Here is a 15,376-nt window from a genome sequence, read left to right as displayed (position 1 = left end):
GTCAGTTTCCCCAGATGTCGTAGAGCCGTACTTCGAGGACCGCCAGCACCAGCGCGCCCGCCGCCACCGTCACCGAACCCCAGCGCGTCCGCTCGGACAGCGACAGGACACCGGCCGCAGGCACGGCCGCGAACGAGCCGATCAGATAGGCGATGAACACCGCCATCCCCTGCTCCGGCCGCTCCCCGCGCGCCAGCTGCACGATGCCCACCACCAGCTGGGCCAGCGCCAGGACGGTCACGACGGCCATCCCGATGAAGTGCCAGTCCTTCGTCGGCTGGTCCTTGTAGGCGGCGTGTCCGCACCAGGCGGCGAGGGCGAGCGCGGTCACGGCGACCACGACCGTCAGGGCGTCAAGCATGTAGCGAGGGTATTACGGCCGCACCGCCCGCCCGCGTGCGGCCCCGCCCTGCCCCGGCCCGGCGGCGGAGATCGTGGCCTTGGCCACAACGCCCACCCGCACCGGCCCTGCGGGCGACCGCCCCCAGGGCCGTACGACCTCCTGACCCACCCCTATAAGTGCAGGTCAGGGCCTTGTGTCCGTACGTCGGTGAGTCGGCCCGAAACGCCACCGCCGACCATCCACGGCTGTCCGGAATGCGGACAGCCAGGTTCGTGCCGAGGCGTACGTCTGTTTTACTGGGGCGCATGACCACGACGAGCAGCCGCACCCTTGCGACCGAGGCGATCAGTACGCCCGGTGCTCGTTGTATGTGTCGAATGCGCGCCTTCTGAGGGCCCCCGCCTGAGTCTCACGCCCCGAAGCGAGACCGAGCCTGCGCCGTTCGCCCCCTGTGGAACGAGCCGCCCGAGCATGCGCTGTCCCCCCGGCCGACCGCCGTACACAGCCGTGCTGAGACGTGAACCGGCCGACCAGCCCGAACCAGTCTCTTCAGACGTTTGCCCCGTGCCCGGCGGACACCCGCGCCGCGCACTCGACAGTGACGGAAACCCCTGTGATCACCACGACGGGCCTCACGAAGGTCTACCAGTCGCGCGACCGTGAGGTCACCGCACTCGACGGAGTCGACCTCCACGTCCGCGAGGGCGAGATATACGGCGTCATCGGACAGAGCGGCGCCGGGAAGTCCTCCCTCATCCGCTGCGTCAACCTGCTGGAGCGCCCCACCTCCGGCACGGTGACCGTGGCCGGCCAGGACCTCACCGCCCTCGCCGGGCGGGGCCGCCGGGCGAGCGCGGAGCTGCGCGCGGCCCGCACCCGCATCGGCATGGTCTTCCAGCACTTCAACCTGCTGGACTCGCGCACCGTCCTGGACAACGTGGAGCTCCCGCTGGAGATCCTCGGAGTCTCCGGCCAGGAGCGCACCCGCAAGGCCAAGGAGCTCCTCGACCTGGTCGGCCTCGCCGACAAAGGGAAGTCCTACCCCAAGCAGCTCTCCGGCGGCCAGAAGCAGCGCGTCGGCATAGCCCGCGCCCTGGCGGGCGACCCCAAGGTGCTGCTCTCGGACGAGGCGACCTCCGCCCTCGACCCCGAGACCACCCGCTCCATCCTCCAGCTGCTGCGCGACCTCAACCAGCAGCTCGGCCTGACCATCCTGCTGATCACCCACGAGATGGACGTCGTCAAGACGATCTGCGACTCCGCCGCCCTCATGCAGCGCGGCCGGATCGTGGAGTCCGGCACGGTCGGCGGACTGCTCGCCACCCCCGGCTCCGAGCTGGCGAGCGAGCTGTTCCCGGTCGGCGGGACCGCCTCAGGCCCCGACCGCACGGTCGTGGACGTCACCTTCCACGGGGAGGCCGCCTCCCAGCCGGTGATCTCCCAGCTCTCGCGTACGTACAACATCGACATCTCGATCCTCGGCGCCGCGATGGACACCGTCGCCGGCAAGCAGATCGGCCGGATGCGCATCGAACTGCCCGGCCGGTTCGAGGAGAACGTCGTCCCCATCGGCTTCCTGCGCGAGCAGGGCCTCCAGGCCGAGGTCGTCGAGGACGAGAACGGCCCCCGGGCCCGCGTCACGGCCGCCGAGGCCGTCGTACCGGAGCAGACCCCCGCCGCGATCACCAAGGAGGCCGTCAAGTGACCTGGTCCGAAATGCAGCCCCTCCTGACCCAGGGCACCTTCGACACCCTCTACATGGTGCTCTGGTCGGCGCTGGTCACCGTCATCGGCGGACTGCCGCTCGGCGTCCTCCTCGTCCTCACCGACAAGGGCGGACTGCTCCAGAACACCGTGGTGAACAAGGTCATCGGCGTGATCGTGAACATCGGCCGCTCGCTGCCGTTCATCATCCTGCTGATCGCCCTGATCCCGTTCACCACCTGGGTCGTCGGCACCTTCATCGGCCCCACCGCGATGATCGTCCCGCTCGCCGTCGGCGCCATCCCGTTCTTCGCCCGGCTCGTCGAGACGGCGATCCGGGAGGTCGACCACGGGCTCGTCGAAGCGGTGCAGTCGATGGGCGGCTCCATCCCGACCATCGTCCGCAAGGTGCTCCTGCCGCAGGCCCTGCCCTCGCTCGTCTCGGGTGTCACCACCACCCTCATCGTGCTCATCGGCTACTCCGCGATGGCCGGTGCGGTCGGCGGCGAAGGGCTCGGCTCCAAGGCCGTGACCTACGGATTCCAGCGCTTCGACAACCAGTTCATGCTGATCACCGTCGCGCTCCTCATCGTGCTCGTCAGCGTGATCCAGCTGATCGGCGACATCGCCGTCCGGCTGCTGGCCCGCTGCGGCCGCACCGCCTAGGCCGTCGGCCACCTCTGAACTTTCCGTCCCCACCAAGCCCGAACTCCTTGTCCGGGCGCACCACACAGTTGAGAAAGAGGCACTTTTCGTGCGTAAGAACATCAAGATCACCGCAGCCGTCGCTTCCGCAGCCGCCCTCGCCCTGGGCCTCGGCGCCTGCGGTACGGACTCCGACCCGGCCGCCAAGAGCGAGAGCGGCGCCAAGGCCGACACCTCCAAGGCCCTGGTCGTCGCCGCGTCCCCGACGCCCCACGCCGACATCCTGAACTTCGTCAAGAAGAACCTGGCGGAGAAGGAGGGCCTCAAGCTGGAGGTCAAGGAGTTCACGGACTACGTCCTGCCGAACACCGCCACCCAGTCCGGCCAGGTCGACGCCAACTTCTTCCAGCACAAGCCCTACCTGGACGACTTCAACGCGAAGAACAAGACCACCATCGTCCCGGTCGTCAACGTGCACCTGGAGCCCCTCGGTCTCTACTCCAAGAAGATCAAGGACCTCAAGGACATCAAGGCCGGCCAGACCATCGCCGTCCCCAACGACACCACCAACGGCGGCCGCGCCCTCCAGCTGCTCGCCGAGAACGGCCTGATCACGCTCAAGGACGGCGTCGGCACCACCGCCAAGCTGAGCGACATCACCGACAAGAAGGGCCTGGAGTTCAAGGAGCTGGAGGCCGCCACCGTGCCCCGCGCCCTGAACGACGTGGACGCCGCCGTCATCAACGGCAACTACGCCCTGGAGGCCAAGCTCTCCCCGGCCGACGACTCCCTCGCCCTGGAGAAGGCCGAGGACAACCCGTACGCCAACTTCCTCGCGGTGAAGGACGGCAACGAGAAGGACCCGCGCGTCGAGAAGCTCGCCAAGCTCCTCAACTCCGACGAGGTCAAGAAGTTCATCGAGGACACCTACAAGGGCTCCATCATTCCCGCCTTCGGCGCCCCGGCCACCTCCTGACCCCGGCCAAGTCCTGACCGCCGTCAGGCACTTGACCGACGGAGCCCCGCCCCTTCCCCGCGAAGGCGCGGGGCTCCGCCGTGCGGACCCGCCCATGCACAACGCACACCCGATGCTGCATGCTGTGCTTTTACCCGGTCTTCGCTTTTACCCGGTCTTCTGCATGGAGCTGCGCATGACTACCACCTTTCCGTCCGTCTCCATCAGCACGGACAGGTTGGTGATGCGCCCCTTCGAGATGGCCGACATCCCCGCGTACATCGAGATGATGAACGACGAGGCGGTCACCGCCTGGACCGACGGACCGCACCCCTACACCCAGGTCGACGCCGAACGCTGGGTCCGCAGAATCGCCCCCGGGGAACGCACCTCGGGCCGTGGCATCGCCCTCGCCGTCACCGAGTTCCTCACCCAGCGGCTCGTCGGCAGCGTCCAGCTCCTCAACACCGACTGGCGCACCCTGGCCACCGAGGTCCGCTACATCACCGCCCCCTGGGCCCGCGGCGAGGGTTACGCCACCGAGTCCGTGCTGGCGGTCGCCGAATGGCTCTTCCGCGACCAGGGCTTCGAACGCCTCGAACTGCGCACCCCCGCCGACAACACCGCCTCCCAGCAGGTCGCGCAGAAGCTCGGCTGCATCAGCGAGGGCGTCCTGCGCAACGCCCGGATCGCCCGCACCCGGACCGAGAACGGCACCGACGGCGGCTGGACCGACATCCGTACCGACCTGATCGTCTGGGGGCTCCTCCCCGAGGACCTCGAAGGCGTCGCCGAGGAGCTGGCCGACGCCGGCGGCTACGGCACGTACAACGACTGGAAGTGACCCCGAGGCCCCCGGCCGGACCCCGGTCCGGACCAGGTACTCTCACCCTGCCCGCCACGCAGGACTGATCCCGCCCCCTCCGACACCCCAGGAGACAGACGACGATGGCCGACCGGGTCACGGTGATCGGCTGGGACGGCTCGCCACTGACCAGAGCGGCCACGGCCGCACTCTCGGCCGCCACACTCGTCGCGGGCGCCGCCCACCACCTAGCCCTGCCCGAAGTGCCCGAGAGCGCGGAGCGCATCCGCCTGGGCAGCGTCGACCTGGCCGCCCGCCGCATCGCCGGCCACCGCGGCAGCGCCGTCGTCATCGCCGACGGCGACCCCGGCTTCTTCGGCGTCGTCCGCACCCTGCGCGACCCTGAGCACGGACTCGAAGTCGAGGTCGTCCCCGCCGTCTCGGCCGTCGCCACCGCCTTCGCCCGGGCCGGAATGCCCTGGGACGACGCCCAGATCGTCGTCGCCCACCCCCGCACCCTGCGCCGCGCCGTCAACGTCTGCCGGGCCCACCACAAGGTCGCCGTCCTCACCTCACCGGGCGCGGGCCCCGCCGAACTGGCCCTCCTCCTCGAAGGCGTCCACCGCACCTTCGTGATCTGCGAGGAGCTGGGCACCGACCGCGAACGCGTCACCGTCCTCACCTCCGACAAGGCCGCCGACCACGCCTGGCGCGACCCCAACGTCGTCATCGTCATCGGCGGCGGCCCCGAGACCACCGCCACCGGCGCCTGGTTCGCCGGCCGCGAGCCCGCCTACCCCCAGGGCATCCGGGGCTGGGCCCTGCCCGCCGAGGCCTACCGGGAGGCCGGCGCCGAACGCATGCAGGAGTCCGGCGAGGGGGAGTCCCCGAACCTGCGCGCCGCCCAGCTGGCCATCCTCGGCCCCCGCACCGGCGACCTGGTCTGGGACATCGGCTGCGGCAGCGGCGCCCTGGCCGTGGAGGCGGCCCGCTTCGGCGCGGCCGTCCTGGCGGTCGACGCGGACCCGGGAGCCTGCTCCCGTACGGACGCCGCCGCCCGCGCCTTCGGCGTCCCCCTCCAGATCGTCTGCGGCCGGGCCCCGCACGTCCTGGAACGGCTGCCCGAACCCGATGTCGTACGGGTCGGGGGCGGCGGTGTCCCGGTCGTCCGGGCGGTCGTGGACCGGCGCCCGGAACGCATCGTCACGCACGCCTCCACCCGGGACGAGGCCGAGGCCCTGGGCGCGGCCCTCACCGGCAACGGCTACACCGTCGCGTGCTCGCTGCTCCAGTCCGTCGACCTGGACACCGAGGTCTGGACCGAGCGTGAACGGTCCGTCGTGTTCCTTCTCTCCGCACGGCGTTCGGACGTCTCCCCCTGACCTTTCCGCCCGGTACGGGAGGTAGGCTGGCCGATTGTTGTACCGCGCCCGGACGTTCGTCGCTTCGTTCGTCAATGTCCGGAAAAGTGGACTGTTTTGGTCCGCTCTGTGGTACGGCACCAACCGGGGGACGCGCGACGTGGCGCAGTCCACAGCGAGCCGTGGCGGAACTGCCTGCCGCGGCGGCGAACGGCCGCGAGAATAAGAAGAGGTCCGCGGGCGTTTCGTGCCGCGCGGCGAGCCCGCTCGTTCTTCATGACGAGCACCGGCGTGCCGTGGTCTCGGCGTCCCGGGCGAAGGGCCGAAGGAGCACTGACGATGGGCGAGGGGTACGCATGACTGACACCGGCCAGATCCCGGGCGAGGGACTGCCGGAGAACGCAGGCATGGTGGAGCAGCCGGGCATCCCCGCCCCGGACGCGTACACCTTCCTCGACCCCTCCGAGCACGCACCCGAGGACGACGACCTCCTGCTGATGCCGACCTCCCAGGGCGCGTGGAGCGACCCGCAGACGGTCCAGCCCCAGGCGGCCCCTGCCCCGGCCCCGGTCGCACCTGCTCCGGCCGCGGACCAGGCGGCACAGCAGTACCAGGCCCAGCAGCAGCCGCAGTACGCGACGCAGCCGCAGGTCCCCGCGCAGGGCCAGGAGGCCCAGGTTCCCGACGAGGCGGCGCACGGCACGCACGAGTCCGGCGGCCGTGACACCGGCTCCGTCGACCTCAACGGCGTACGGATCCCGGCTCCGGCCCCCGCGCCCGCGCAGACCCCCACTCCGGTCGGCGCCCCTGCGCAGGCCCGCCGGCCCCTGCACCGGGGCCCGGTGGCGGCCGAGGCCCCGTCGTACGGCGGCGGTACGCAGGGTGGCGGCGTGGTCCGCTCGCTGGCCGACCGAGGCCCCGCCGGAGCGGTGAGGACGGCACCCCCCGCCCGCCACGCGACCCCGCCGGTGACCGGCCCCGAATACTTCCAGGCCCCGGCCGACGAGGCCCCGGTGCTGCCGGGCCCGCAGCTGGGCGAGATCCCGCCGCAGGGCGCGTCCCCTTGGGGGCCGCCGCCGCAGCCGGAGGCCCCTGTGGTCGAGGCCGAGGCTCCCGGGGCTGTGGAGGCTTCTGCCGGGGTGGTTGCGGCCGTGGAGCCTGAGGTCGCGGTTGCGGCCGAGCAGTCGGTGGCGGTGGCCGAGCCGGTCGTGGTGACTGAGGCGCCGGTCCAGCCGGAGGCCCCTGCTCCTGCCGGGGCTGAGCCGGTCGGGGTGGCCGAGGCTCCGGCTCCTGCTGAGGCTGAGCAGCCGTCCGCGCCGGAGGCTCCGGCCCAGCCCGAGCAGGCGGCTCCGCAGCCGCTGGAGCCCGAGGCGGCTGTCGTGGCCGAGGCTCCTGCCGAGCCGGTTGCCGAGCCCGTTGCCGTGGCCGAGGCAGTCGTGGCCGCCGAGCTGGAGCAGCCGGTTCAGCCCGAGCAGGCGGTTCAGGTGGAGACGGACGCTCCGGTCCAGGTGGAGGAGCCGGTCCAGGCTGAGGCAGTCGCTCCGCTGCCCGTGGAGGAGCCGGTCCCGGTCCCGGTCGAGGCGACGGTTGAGGCGGAGCAGGTCGTTCCGCAGCCCGAGCCGGTGGAGCAGGCGGCCCCGGCAGAAACGGTCGTCCCCGAGCCGGCCGCCGAGGAGGCTCCTGCCGAGCCGCTCGCCGCCGAGCAGCAGGAAGCCCCGGCCGAGGCTCCTGCGGAAGCGGCGGTCCCGACGGAGCTGCCCGCCGAGGCGCCCGTGGAGGTGCCGGAGACGGCCGCCGAGGCTCCTGCCGAGCCCGAAGCGCAGTTCGTCCCGGTGGACGCATCCGTGCCGGAACCCCAGGCTCCCGTGGAGCAGCAGGTCGAGACCGCCGAACCGGTTCCGGCCCCGGCACCTGTGACCGACGAGAACACGGAGCCGGTGGAGGCCCCGGTGCCCGCCGAGGCCGACCCCGTACCGGCAGTGGCGGCGGCGCCGGACCCCGCCACGCCGGAACCGGAACCGGAGCCCGTACAGCCGGCCCCCGCCGACACCCTGCCGGAGCCCGCAGCCGCGACCGACACCCAGGAGGGCACCGAGGTCGGCACCGGTCCCGAGGTCACCGAGGACGGCACCGGCCCCGAGGTCATCGAGACGCCGGAGCTGGACGAGGAGCCGGTGGCCGAGGCGACGGCCCCCGAGGCGCCGCTCACCCCGCCCGCCCCCGGCTACGACGACGCCGAGCGCGAGGCGGTGCTCCGGGTCATGCGCGAGCGCCGGGACATCCGCAACGGCTTCCGCGGCGACCCGATCCCGCACGAGGTCCTGCTCCGGGTGCTGGAGGCCGCGCACACCGCGCCGAGCGTCGGCCACTCCCAGCCCTGGGACTTCGTCGTCATCCGGTCCGCCGAGACGCGCCGTTCCATGCACGAACTGGCCCAGCGCCAGCGCGAGGCCTATGCCCAGTCGCTCCCCAAGGGCCGGGCGAAGCAGTTCAAGGAACTGAAGATCGAGGCGATCCTCGACACCCCGGTCAACATCGTCGTCACCGCCGACCCCACCCGGGGCGGCCGGCACACCCTCGGCCGCCACACGCAGCCGCAGATGGCCCCCTACTCCTCGGCGCTCGCCGTGGAGAACCTGTGGCTGGCGGCCCGTGCCGAGGGGCTCGGCGTCGGCTGGGTCAGCTTCTTCGACGAGCGCGAGATGGTCCGCGCGCTCGGCCTGCCGGAGCACCTCGAAGTCGTGGCGTACCTCTGTGTCGGTTACGTCGACGAGTTCCCGGAGGAGCCGGAGCTGCTCCAGGCGGGCTGGTCCAAGCGCCGCCCGCTCTCGTGGGTCGTCCACGAGGAGACGTACGGCCGCCGCGCGCTGCCCGGCGAGGAGCCGCACGACCTGCTCCAGGAGACCATCTCCGCCATCCGCCCGCTGGACGCGAAGGCGCTCGGCGAGGCGTGGGAGCGCCAGAAGCGGATGACCAAGCCGGCGGGCGCGCTCGGCATGCTGGAGATCATCTCGGCGCAGCTGTCCGGCCTCTCCCGGATGTGCCCGCCGCCGATCCCGGAGCCCGCGGCCGTCGCGATCTTCGCCGGTGACCACGGGGTGCACGCGCAGGGCGTCACGGCGTGGCCGCAGGAGGTCACCGCCCAGATGGTGGCGAACTTCCTCGGCGGGGGAGCGGTCTGCAACGCGTTCGCCGCGCAGGTCGGCGCGGAGGTCTGCGTCGTCGACGTCGGCGTCGCCACGGACCTGCCCGCCACCCCGGGCCTGCTGCCCCGCAAGGTGCGCAAGGGCACGTCGGACTTCACCACGGGCCCCGCCCTCACCCGGGACGAGGTGCTGGCGGCGATCGAGGTGGGCATCGAGACCGCCCGCGACCTGGTGGCGGCGGGCAACAAGGCGCTGCTGACGGGTGAGATGGGCATCGCCAACACCACGGCGTCGGCCGCACTGATCTCCGTCTACACCGGGGCCGACGCCGCCGAGGTGACCGGCCGGGGGACCGGCATCAACGACGAGATGCACGCCCGCAAGGTCGACGTCGTACGTCGCGCACTCGACCTCCACCAGCCGGACGCGGCCGACCCGATCGGCGTGCTCGCGGCGGTCGGCGGCCTGGAGCACGCCGCGATGGCGGGCTTCCTCCTCGGCGGAGCCTCTCTGCGTACGCCGGTGATCCTGGACGGCGTGAGCGCGGGCGCAGCGGCCCTGGTCGCCCGAGCCATCGCCCCCGAGGCCCTGGCCGCCTGCATCGCCGGCCACCGCAGCGCGGAACCGGGCCACGTGGCAGCCCTCAACAAGCTGGGCCTGCGCCCCCTGGTCGACCTCGACCTCCGCCTGGGCGAGGGCACGGGCGCACTGCTGGCGCTCCCGATCGTGCAGAGCGCGGCACGGGCGATGCACGAGGTGGCGACGTTTGACGCAGCGGGAGTGACGGAGAAGTAGCCGCCCCGTCAGCCCCGCATTCCAGCCCCTCGGGCCTCGCCTTCCACCCCTTCCGGGCGGCCCCCTCAGCCCCTCCGGCGTTTGAGGAGCGGGGTCCGGGGCGGAGCCCCGATCTCCAGCCCGTCCGGCGCTTGAGGACAAAGGGGGGCCCGGGGCACAGCCCCGGTTTCGGGAAGGGGCGGGGAGGGGGCAGGCCCGCCGCAGGCGCCCCCCACCCCGCCCGGGGCCCCCGGGCCACACCCCCCACCACCCCGTATCGTGTTCCCCACCCAGGAACCCCCACTTCCGCACGTCACAGCCGCTCCACAGCCGCAGCGGCCCTACGCAGCACCCCGCACGAGGAGCCCGCACCGCCATGGCCGAGCACGCAGACCACGCAGGTCACGCCGAGCGCGAGCGCGCAGACAGCGCCGACCACCCCGCGTACCCCGTAGGCCTGCGCCTCCGCGGCCGCCGCACCGTGGTCATCGGCGGCGGCCAGGTCGCCCAGCGCCGCCTGCCGCAGCTCATCGCCACCGGCGCCGACATCACGCTGGTCTCCCCGTCCGCGACGGCCTCCGTGGAGGCCATGGCCGACGCCGGGGAGATCCGCTGGGAGCGCCGCCGCTACCAGGACGGCGACCTCGCCGACACCTGGTACGCCCTGGTCGCCTCCTCCGACACCGCCGCCAACGACGCCGCCTCCGCCGAGGCCGAGCGCACCCGCACCTGGTGCGTACGGGCCGACGACGCCGAGGCCGCGACCGCCTGGACCCCCGCCACCGGCCGTATCGACAACATCACCGTCGCCGTCCTCAACGCCACCCCCCGGGGCCGCGACCCCCGCCACTCCGCCGCCCTCCGCGACGCCATCGTCGAGGGCCTGCGCGAGGGCACGATCGCCGCCCCCCACCACCGCACCCGCGCCCCCGGCGTCGCCCTGGTCGGCGGCGGCCCCGGCGACCCGGACCTGATCACGGTGCGCGGCCGCCGCCTCCTCGCCGAGGCCGACGTGGTCATCGCCGACCGCCTGGGCCCCCGCGACCTGCTGGACGAACTGCCGCCGCACGTCGAGGTGATCGACGCGGCGAAGATCCCGTACGGCCGGTTCATGGCCCAGGAGGCGATCAACCAGGCGCTGATCGACCACGCCAAGGCGGGCAAGGCCGTGGTCCGGCTCAAGGGCGGCGACCCGTTCGTCTTCGGCCGGGGCATGGAGGAGGCCCAGGCGCTGGCAGCCGAAGGCATCCCGTGCACGGTCGTCCCCGGCATCTCCAGCACCATCTCCGTCCCCGGAGCAGCCGGTATCCCGGTCACCCACCGGGGCGTGGCCCATGAGTTCACCGTGGTCAGCGGCCATGTCGCGCCAGAGGACCCGCGCTCGCTGGTCGACTGGGAGGCGATCGCCCGGCTGCGCGGCACCCTGGTCCTGCTGATGGCCGTCGACAAGATCGGTGCCATCGCCGCCGCCCTGATCGCCCACGGCAAGGACCCGGCCACCCCGGTCGCCCTCGTCCAGGAGGGCACCACGGCAGCGCAGCGCCGGGTCGACGCGACCCTCGCGGACGTCGGCGAGCGCGCGGCCGCCGAGGACGTGCGCCCGCCCGCCGTGATCGTCATCGGCGACGTGGTCGCGGTGGGCCCGGACTCCGCGCCGCAGCCGACCGCCCCGTCCGCCGAATGAATTCGGACCCCACCAAGTAACCCGCGGTTACGCATCCCATCCCGGGCGTTGGCACCGCAGACCGGACAAGGCAGTATCACCCTGTGGCAGATCTCATCACCATCGATGACCCCGACGACCCGCGCCTGAGCGACTACATCGGACTGACCGACGTCGAGTTGCGGCGCCGCCGCGAGCCCGCCGAGGGCCTCTTCATCGCCGAGGGCGAGAAGGTCATCAGGCGTGCCCGGCACGCCGGGTACGAGATGCGGTCCATGCTGCTCTCCGCCAAGTGGGTCGACGTCATGCGCGACGTCATCGACGAGGTCCCGGCCCCGGTGTACGCCGTCGCCCCCGAGCTGGCCGAACGCGTCACCGGCTACCACGTCCACCGGGGGGCGCTCGCCTCCATGCAGCGCAAGCCGCTGCCCACCGCCGACGAACTCCTCACCACCGCCCGCCGGGTGGTGGTCATGGAGTCGGTCAACGACCACACCAACATCGGCGCGATCTTCCGCAGCGCCGCCGCCCTCGGCATGGACGCGGTCCTGCTCTCCCCGGACTGCGCGGACCCGCTCTACCGGCGCTCGGTCAAGGTCTCCATGGGGGCGGTCTTCTCCGTTCCGTACGCCCGTCTCGAAGCCTGGCCCAAGACACTGGAGACCGTACGGGAAGCGGGCTTCCGGCTCCTCGCCCTCACTCCGGACCCCAAGGCCACCAGCATCGACGAGGCGGCCCCGCACCGGCTGGAGCGAGTGGCGCTGATGCTGGGCGCGGAGGGGGAGGGACTGTCCACGAAGGCGCTGATGGCCGCCGACGAGTGGGTCCGCATCCCGATGGCGCACGGAGTCGACTCACTCAACGTGGGCGCGGCGGCGGCGGTCGCGTTCTACGCGGTGGCGACGGGCCGCCCGGAGAGCTGAGGGCGCTCCCGAGGACCGGGACGAGGCCGCCCGGAGAGCTGAGAGTCCGGGGCTTGAGGCGAAGGCGCGACTAGGCCTGCTCCTAGCCTCTCTCGGACACCTGCACCTGCGACACCTGGTCCGGACGGTTCGGCAGCTCGCTCCCGCCCAGCCCGCGCGCCGGCCCCTGGCACCCCTGCGCGGCCGCGATCCCCAGGGCCACCAGTAGCGTCACCACCACGAACACCACCAGCCGCTGACGCAGCAGCCGCGGATTGGCCGGACGCCGTCCCGCCGAGGTCGTACGTGCCCCGGAACGGGTCCCCGGCCGCCCGTTCGTCGCCCCCGGCCGCTTCCCGGAACCCGTGGTGGAGCGCGGCCCCCGCTGCGGCCGGGACCCACCGGTGCGCGGCGCGCCCCCGCCCCCCGAACGCGAGGGCGCCGGACGCCGGCCCTGCTGCGGGCGGCCCGTAGAGGAAGGGCCCTCCGCACGGCGGGTGTGCTGTTCGGTGTAGGGGCCGTCGAGACGGCCGGTGGACCGGTCCGCCTCCTGGGCCGAGCGCTGGGCGGGTGGCCGGCTCTCGTGCAGGCCCTGCGCCTCGCGCGCCGCGATCTCCTTGAGCCGCATGGACAGTTGGAGCGTGCTCGGCCGCTCCTCCGGGTCCTTGGCGAGACAGGCGCGGATCAGGGGGGCCAGGGCGTCGTGCACCCCGTGGAGCTGCGCCTCCTCGTGCACCACGCGGTAGAGCATCACCTCGGAACTGCCGTGCCCGAAGGGGGAGTCGGCCATCGCCGCGTACGCCAGGGTCGCACCGAGCGAGAAGACGTCCGTCGCGGGGGTCACCGCCGCGCCCCGGACCTGCTCGGGCGCGAGGAAGCCGGGCGACCCCACCGCCGTACCGACGTGGGTCAGCGTGCTGGCCCCCGTCGCCCAGGCGATGCCGAAGTCGATGATGCGGGGGCCCTTGGGGGAGAGGAGGATGTTCGACGGCTTGAGGTCGCGGTGGACCACGCCCGCCTCGTGCACCGCGACCAGGCCCTCGGAGAGCGCCGCACCGATCGTGGCGACCTCGGCCGCGGCCAGGGGGCCTTCCTCGGCGACCTTGTCGTGGAGGGAGGGGCCTGGGACGTACTGCGTCGCGAACCAGGGGCGGTCCGCCTCCAGGTCGGCGGCGACGAGCCGGGCCGTGCAGCCGCCCCGGATCCGCCGCGCGGCGGACACCTCGCGCGCGAACCGCGACCGGAACTCCTGGTCCTCCGCCAGGTCGGGCCGGATCACCTTGAGCGCCACCCGCTGGCCGCGCCGGTCGGAGCCGAGGTAGACCACGCCCATGCCGCCCGCGCCGAGCCGTCGGTGCAGCCGGAACGAGCCGACGAGACGCGGGTCCTCGCGCCGGAGCCGCATCATCGCCATCGTCTGCCCATCCCCGCTGCCTGGTCCGCCTGACGAGGCACAGCTTACGTACCCCGCGCCCGGTGCGCTCAGAGGCCGCGCCCTCGCCCGGGATTCGATTGTCCCTGCACGGCGGGAGAGGTGAAGGGCGGTCAGGGGGTGGCGGTTCCGGGCCCGTCGACCTCGGCGGCACGGCAAAGGGCTTTCGAACAAGGGGTGTTGGATCAAGCCATGATGGCTGGGACGAGTCGGTGGGGGAGGGTGCGAATACCACCCGGACGTACACGACAACGCTCTTTAGGAGTTGCTGCGAAGCCCGAACCACCCTCCTTCGGAGGGTGGAGGGAGTGAGTGAAGTCACCCGTCGGGACCCTTCCCGGGGGTGGTGGCCCCCCTGTGCCCCCTCCGGGATGACCCCAAGTCCGCGGGGGCCGTCTCCACCCAGGGGAGTACGCGGACGGGCGGCGGCTCATCCTCCGGGAGGCCCGGGATTCGGTACGCGGGCATGACGCCCCGTGCTCGCCGGTTACCTAATGTTGAGGTCAAGCGGCGGGCGCAGCACTCGTCCCCCGAGGTCACACGCCCGTCGCTCCACATCAGGTCAGGAGAGGAACCATGGCGGACACGGCAACGCGGACCATGATCCGCACGCAGGGACGCAAGGCCTACGCCTCGTTCGGCGCCCGCCCGTCCGGCACGCGTCACCCCTTGGTGGCGACGGTCATGGTTCTCCCCCTGGCGGCCCTGCTCGCAGTCGCCTTCGGCGGCTGGGACGCGGTGGTCACACAGGCGTCGTCCGTGGCTGTGATACTGGGGCGCTGAGCGGCGCCCGGGGTCCGGAAGAGCGGTCCGGACCCGGGTATCGGGCCAACAGCCCCGTGGGGACGGGGGTGCGGCGGACGGCAGCGTTTGTCCGGTCAGCTGGGGAGCTGACCGGGCATCGCGCTGTCCGGACCGGTTTCTCCTGGCCGCCGTCCCTGCGGCCGCGCGCCTCCTCCGGACGATGACACGCCGGTACGAACGCGGGCGAGGCCCGCGCATGCGCCCCGCCCAGCGGCTTCCGGCGACCTGCCCGCCCGGCCACCCTGCGGCTCTACCGGCCTCGGCACCGCCCTCCGCGTACGCTCAGCAGGGACCGGCGGCAGGGCCGGGACCGACCGTCGCCGGGGGAGCCGTTGCGTACCACCTCAACCTCAGCCGACCACGACCCGACCGGCCCGAAGCCGACCTCTACTGAGCCGACCGGCCCGAAGTCGCCCCCCGCCGAGCCGACTGGCCCCGCGCCGACGGCTGCCGATCCAGCCGCCCCGACGGCATCTGCCCCCGTGCCGCTTGCCCCAGTGCCGCCTGCCTCCGTGCCGCCTGCTGCCGTGGCGCCTGCCTCCGTGCCGCCCGCCCCCGTGGCGCCTGCCTTCGTGCCGCCGACTTCCCTGCCGGCCCCTCCCGAGCCGGGCGTCTCTCTGCCGCCCCCTCCCCAGCCGGCGGCCCATGAGCGGGCCGCTGCCGAGCCTGTCATCGGCGCCCCGGCGGCCCATGAGCGGGCCGCTGCCGAACCGGCCATCGGCGCCCCGGCCGCCCATGAGCGGGCCGCTGCCGAGCCAGTCATCGGCGCCCCGGCCGCCCACGGGCCGACCGCTGCCGAGCCTGTCATCGGCGCCCGGGCCGCCCACAACCCGACCCCCGCC

General features: G+C 73.0%; 11 protein-coding genes. 9 read left to right on the top strand and 2 right to left on the bottom strand.

The window, feature by feature from the left end; all coding sequences use genetic code 11:
• Nucleotide 1: 1 nt before the first annotated feature.
• Nucleotides 2-361 (bottom strand): hypothetical protein, encoded by a 360-nt coding sequence (locus GTY67_RS04200; protein WP_161277821.1) that lies wholly within the window; start codon nt 359-361, stop codon nt 2-4.
• A gap of 595 nt (nt 362-956) precedes the next feature.
• On the opposite strand from GTY67_RS04200, the gene GTY67_RS04195 reads away from it, so the two are divergent.
• The 8 genes from GTY67_RS04195 to GTY67_RS04160 all read left to right on the top strand — a co-directional run bounded on the left by GTY67_RS04195 (nt 957) and on the right by GTY67_RS04160 (nt 12,319).
• Nucleotides 957-2,048, top strand: a complete 1,092-nt coding sequence (locus GTY67_RS04195) for an ATP-binding cassette domain-containing protein (protein ID WP_093687474.1) — start codon at nt 957-959, stop codon at nt 2,046-2,048.
• Entirely contained in the window at nt 2,045-2,713 is a 669-nt protein-coding gene (locus GTY67_RS04190) for a methionine ABC transporter permease (protein ID WP_161277820.1), read from the top strand. The genes GTY67_RS04195 and GTY67_RS04190 overlap by 4 nt, the downstream gene beginning before the upstream one ends.
• 88 nt (nt 2,714-2,801) lie before the next feature.
• Entirely contained in the window at nt 2,802-3,668 is an 867-nt protein-coding gene (locus tag GTY67_RS04185; RefSeq protein WP_093687470.1) for a MetQ/NlpA family ABC transporter substrate-binding protein, read from the top strand.
• Between the two features lie 175 nt (nt 3,669-3,843).
• On the top strand, nt 3,844-4,491 hold the full coding sequence (locus tag GTY67_RS04180) for a GNAT family N-acetyltransferase (RefSeq protein WP_093687468.1): 648 nt from the start codon (nt 3,844-3,846) through the stop codon (nt 4,489-4,491).
• A 104-nt stretch (nt 4,492-4,595) separates the two neighbouring features.
• A complete protein-coding gene (gene cbiE / locus GTY67_RS04175) occupies nt 4,596-5,834 on the top strand; it encodes a precorrin-6y C5,15-methyltransferase (decarboxylating) subunit CbiE (RefSeq protein WP_093687466.1) in 1,239 nt (412 codons plus the stop codon).
• 335 nt (nt 5,835-6,169) lie between these two features.
• Entirely contained in the window at nt 6,170-9,754 is a 3,585-nt protein-coding gene (cobT, locus tag GTY67_RS04170) for a nicotinate-nucleotide--dimethylbenzimidazole phosphoribosyltransferase (protein WP_161277819.1), read from the top strand.
• 355 nt (nt 9,755-10,109) lie between these two features.
• A complete protein-coding gene (gene cobA / locus GTY67_RS04165; protein ID WP_161277818.1) occupies nt 10,110-11,417 on the top strand; it encodes a uroporphyrinogen-III C-methyltransferase in 1,308 nt (435 codons plus the stop codon).
• An 83-nt stretch (nt 11,418-11,500) separates the two neighbouring features.
• Nucleotides 11,501-12,319 carry an RNA methyltransferase gene (locus tag GTY67_RS04160; protein ID WP_161277817.1) on the top strand — a complete coding sequence of 273 codons (819 nt, stop codon included), beginning with the start codon at nt 11,501-11,503 and terminating at the stop codon, nt 12,317-12,319.
• An 82-nt stretch (nt 12,320-12,401) separates the two neighbouring features.
• Here GTY67_RS04160 and GTY67_RS04155 read toward each other — a convergent pair whose 3' ends face one another.
• Nucleotides 12,402-13,712: a serine/threonine-protein kinase gene (locus GTY67_RS04155; protein WP_161277816.1), complete on the bottom strand. Its 1,311-nt coding sequence runs from the start codon at nt 13,710-13,712 to the stop codon at nt 12,402-12,404.
• A 594-nt stretch (nt 13,713-14,306) separates the two neighbouring features.
• Here GTY67_RS04155 and GTY67_RS04150 point away from each other — a divergent pair.
• Entirely contained in the window at nt 14,307-14,513 is a 207-nt protein-coding gene (locus tag GTY67_RS04150; protein WP_093687456.1) for a hypothetical protein, read from the top strand.
• The last annotated feature ends 863 nt before the right edge of the window (nt 14,514-15,376 follow it).

Origin of the sequence: Streptomyces sp. SID8374 (genome assembly GCF_009865135.1) — a bacterium.
Lineage (GTDB): Bacteria > Actinomycetota > Actinomycetes > Streptomycetales > Streptomycetaceae > Streptomyces.
The sequence above is the reverse complement of the archived record's forward strand: the minus strand, read 5'-3'. Positions and strand labels throughout refer to the sequence as shown.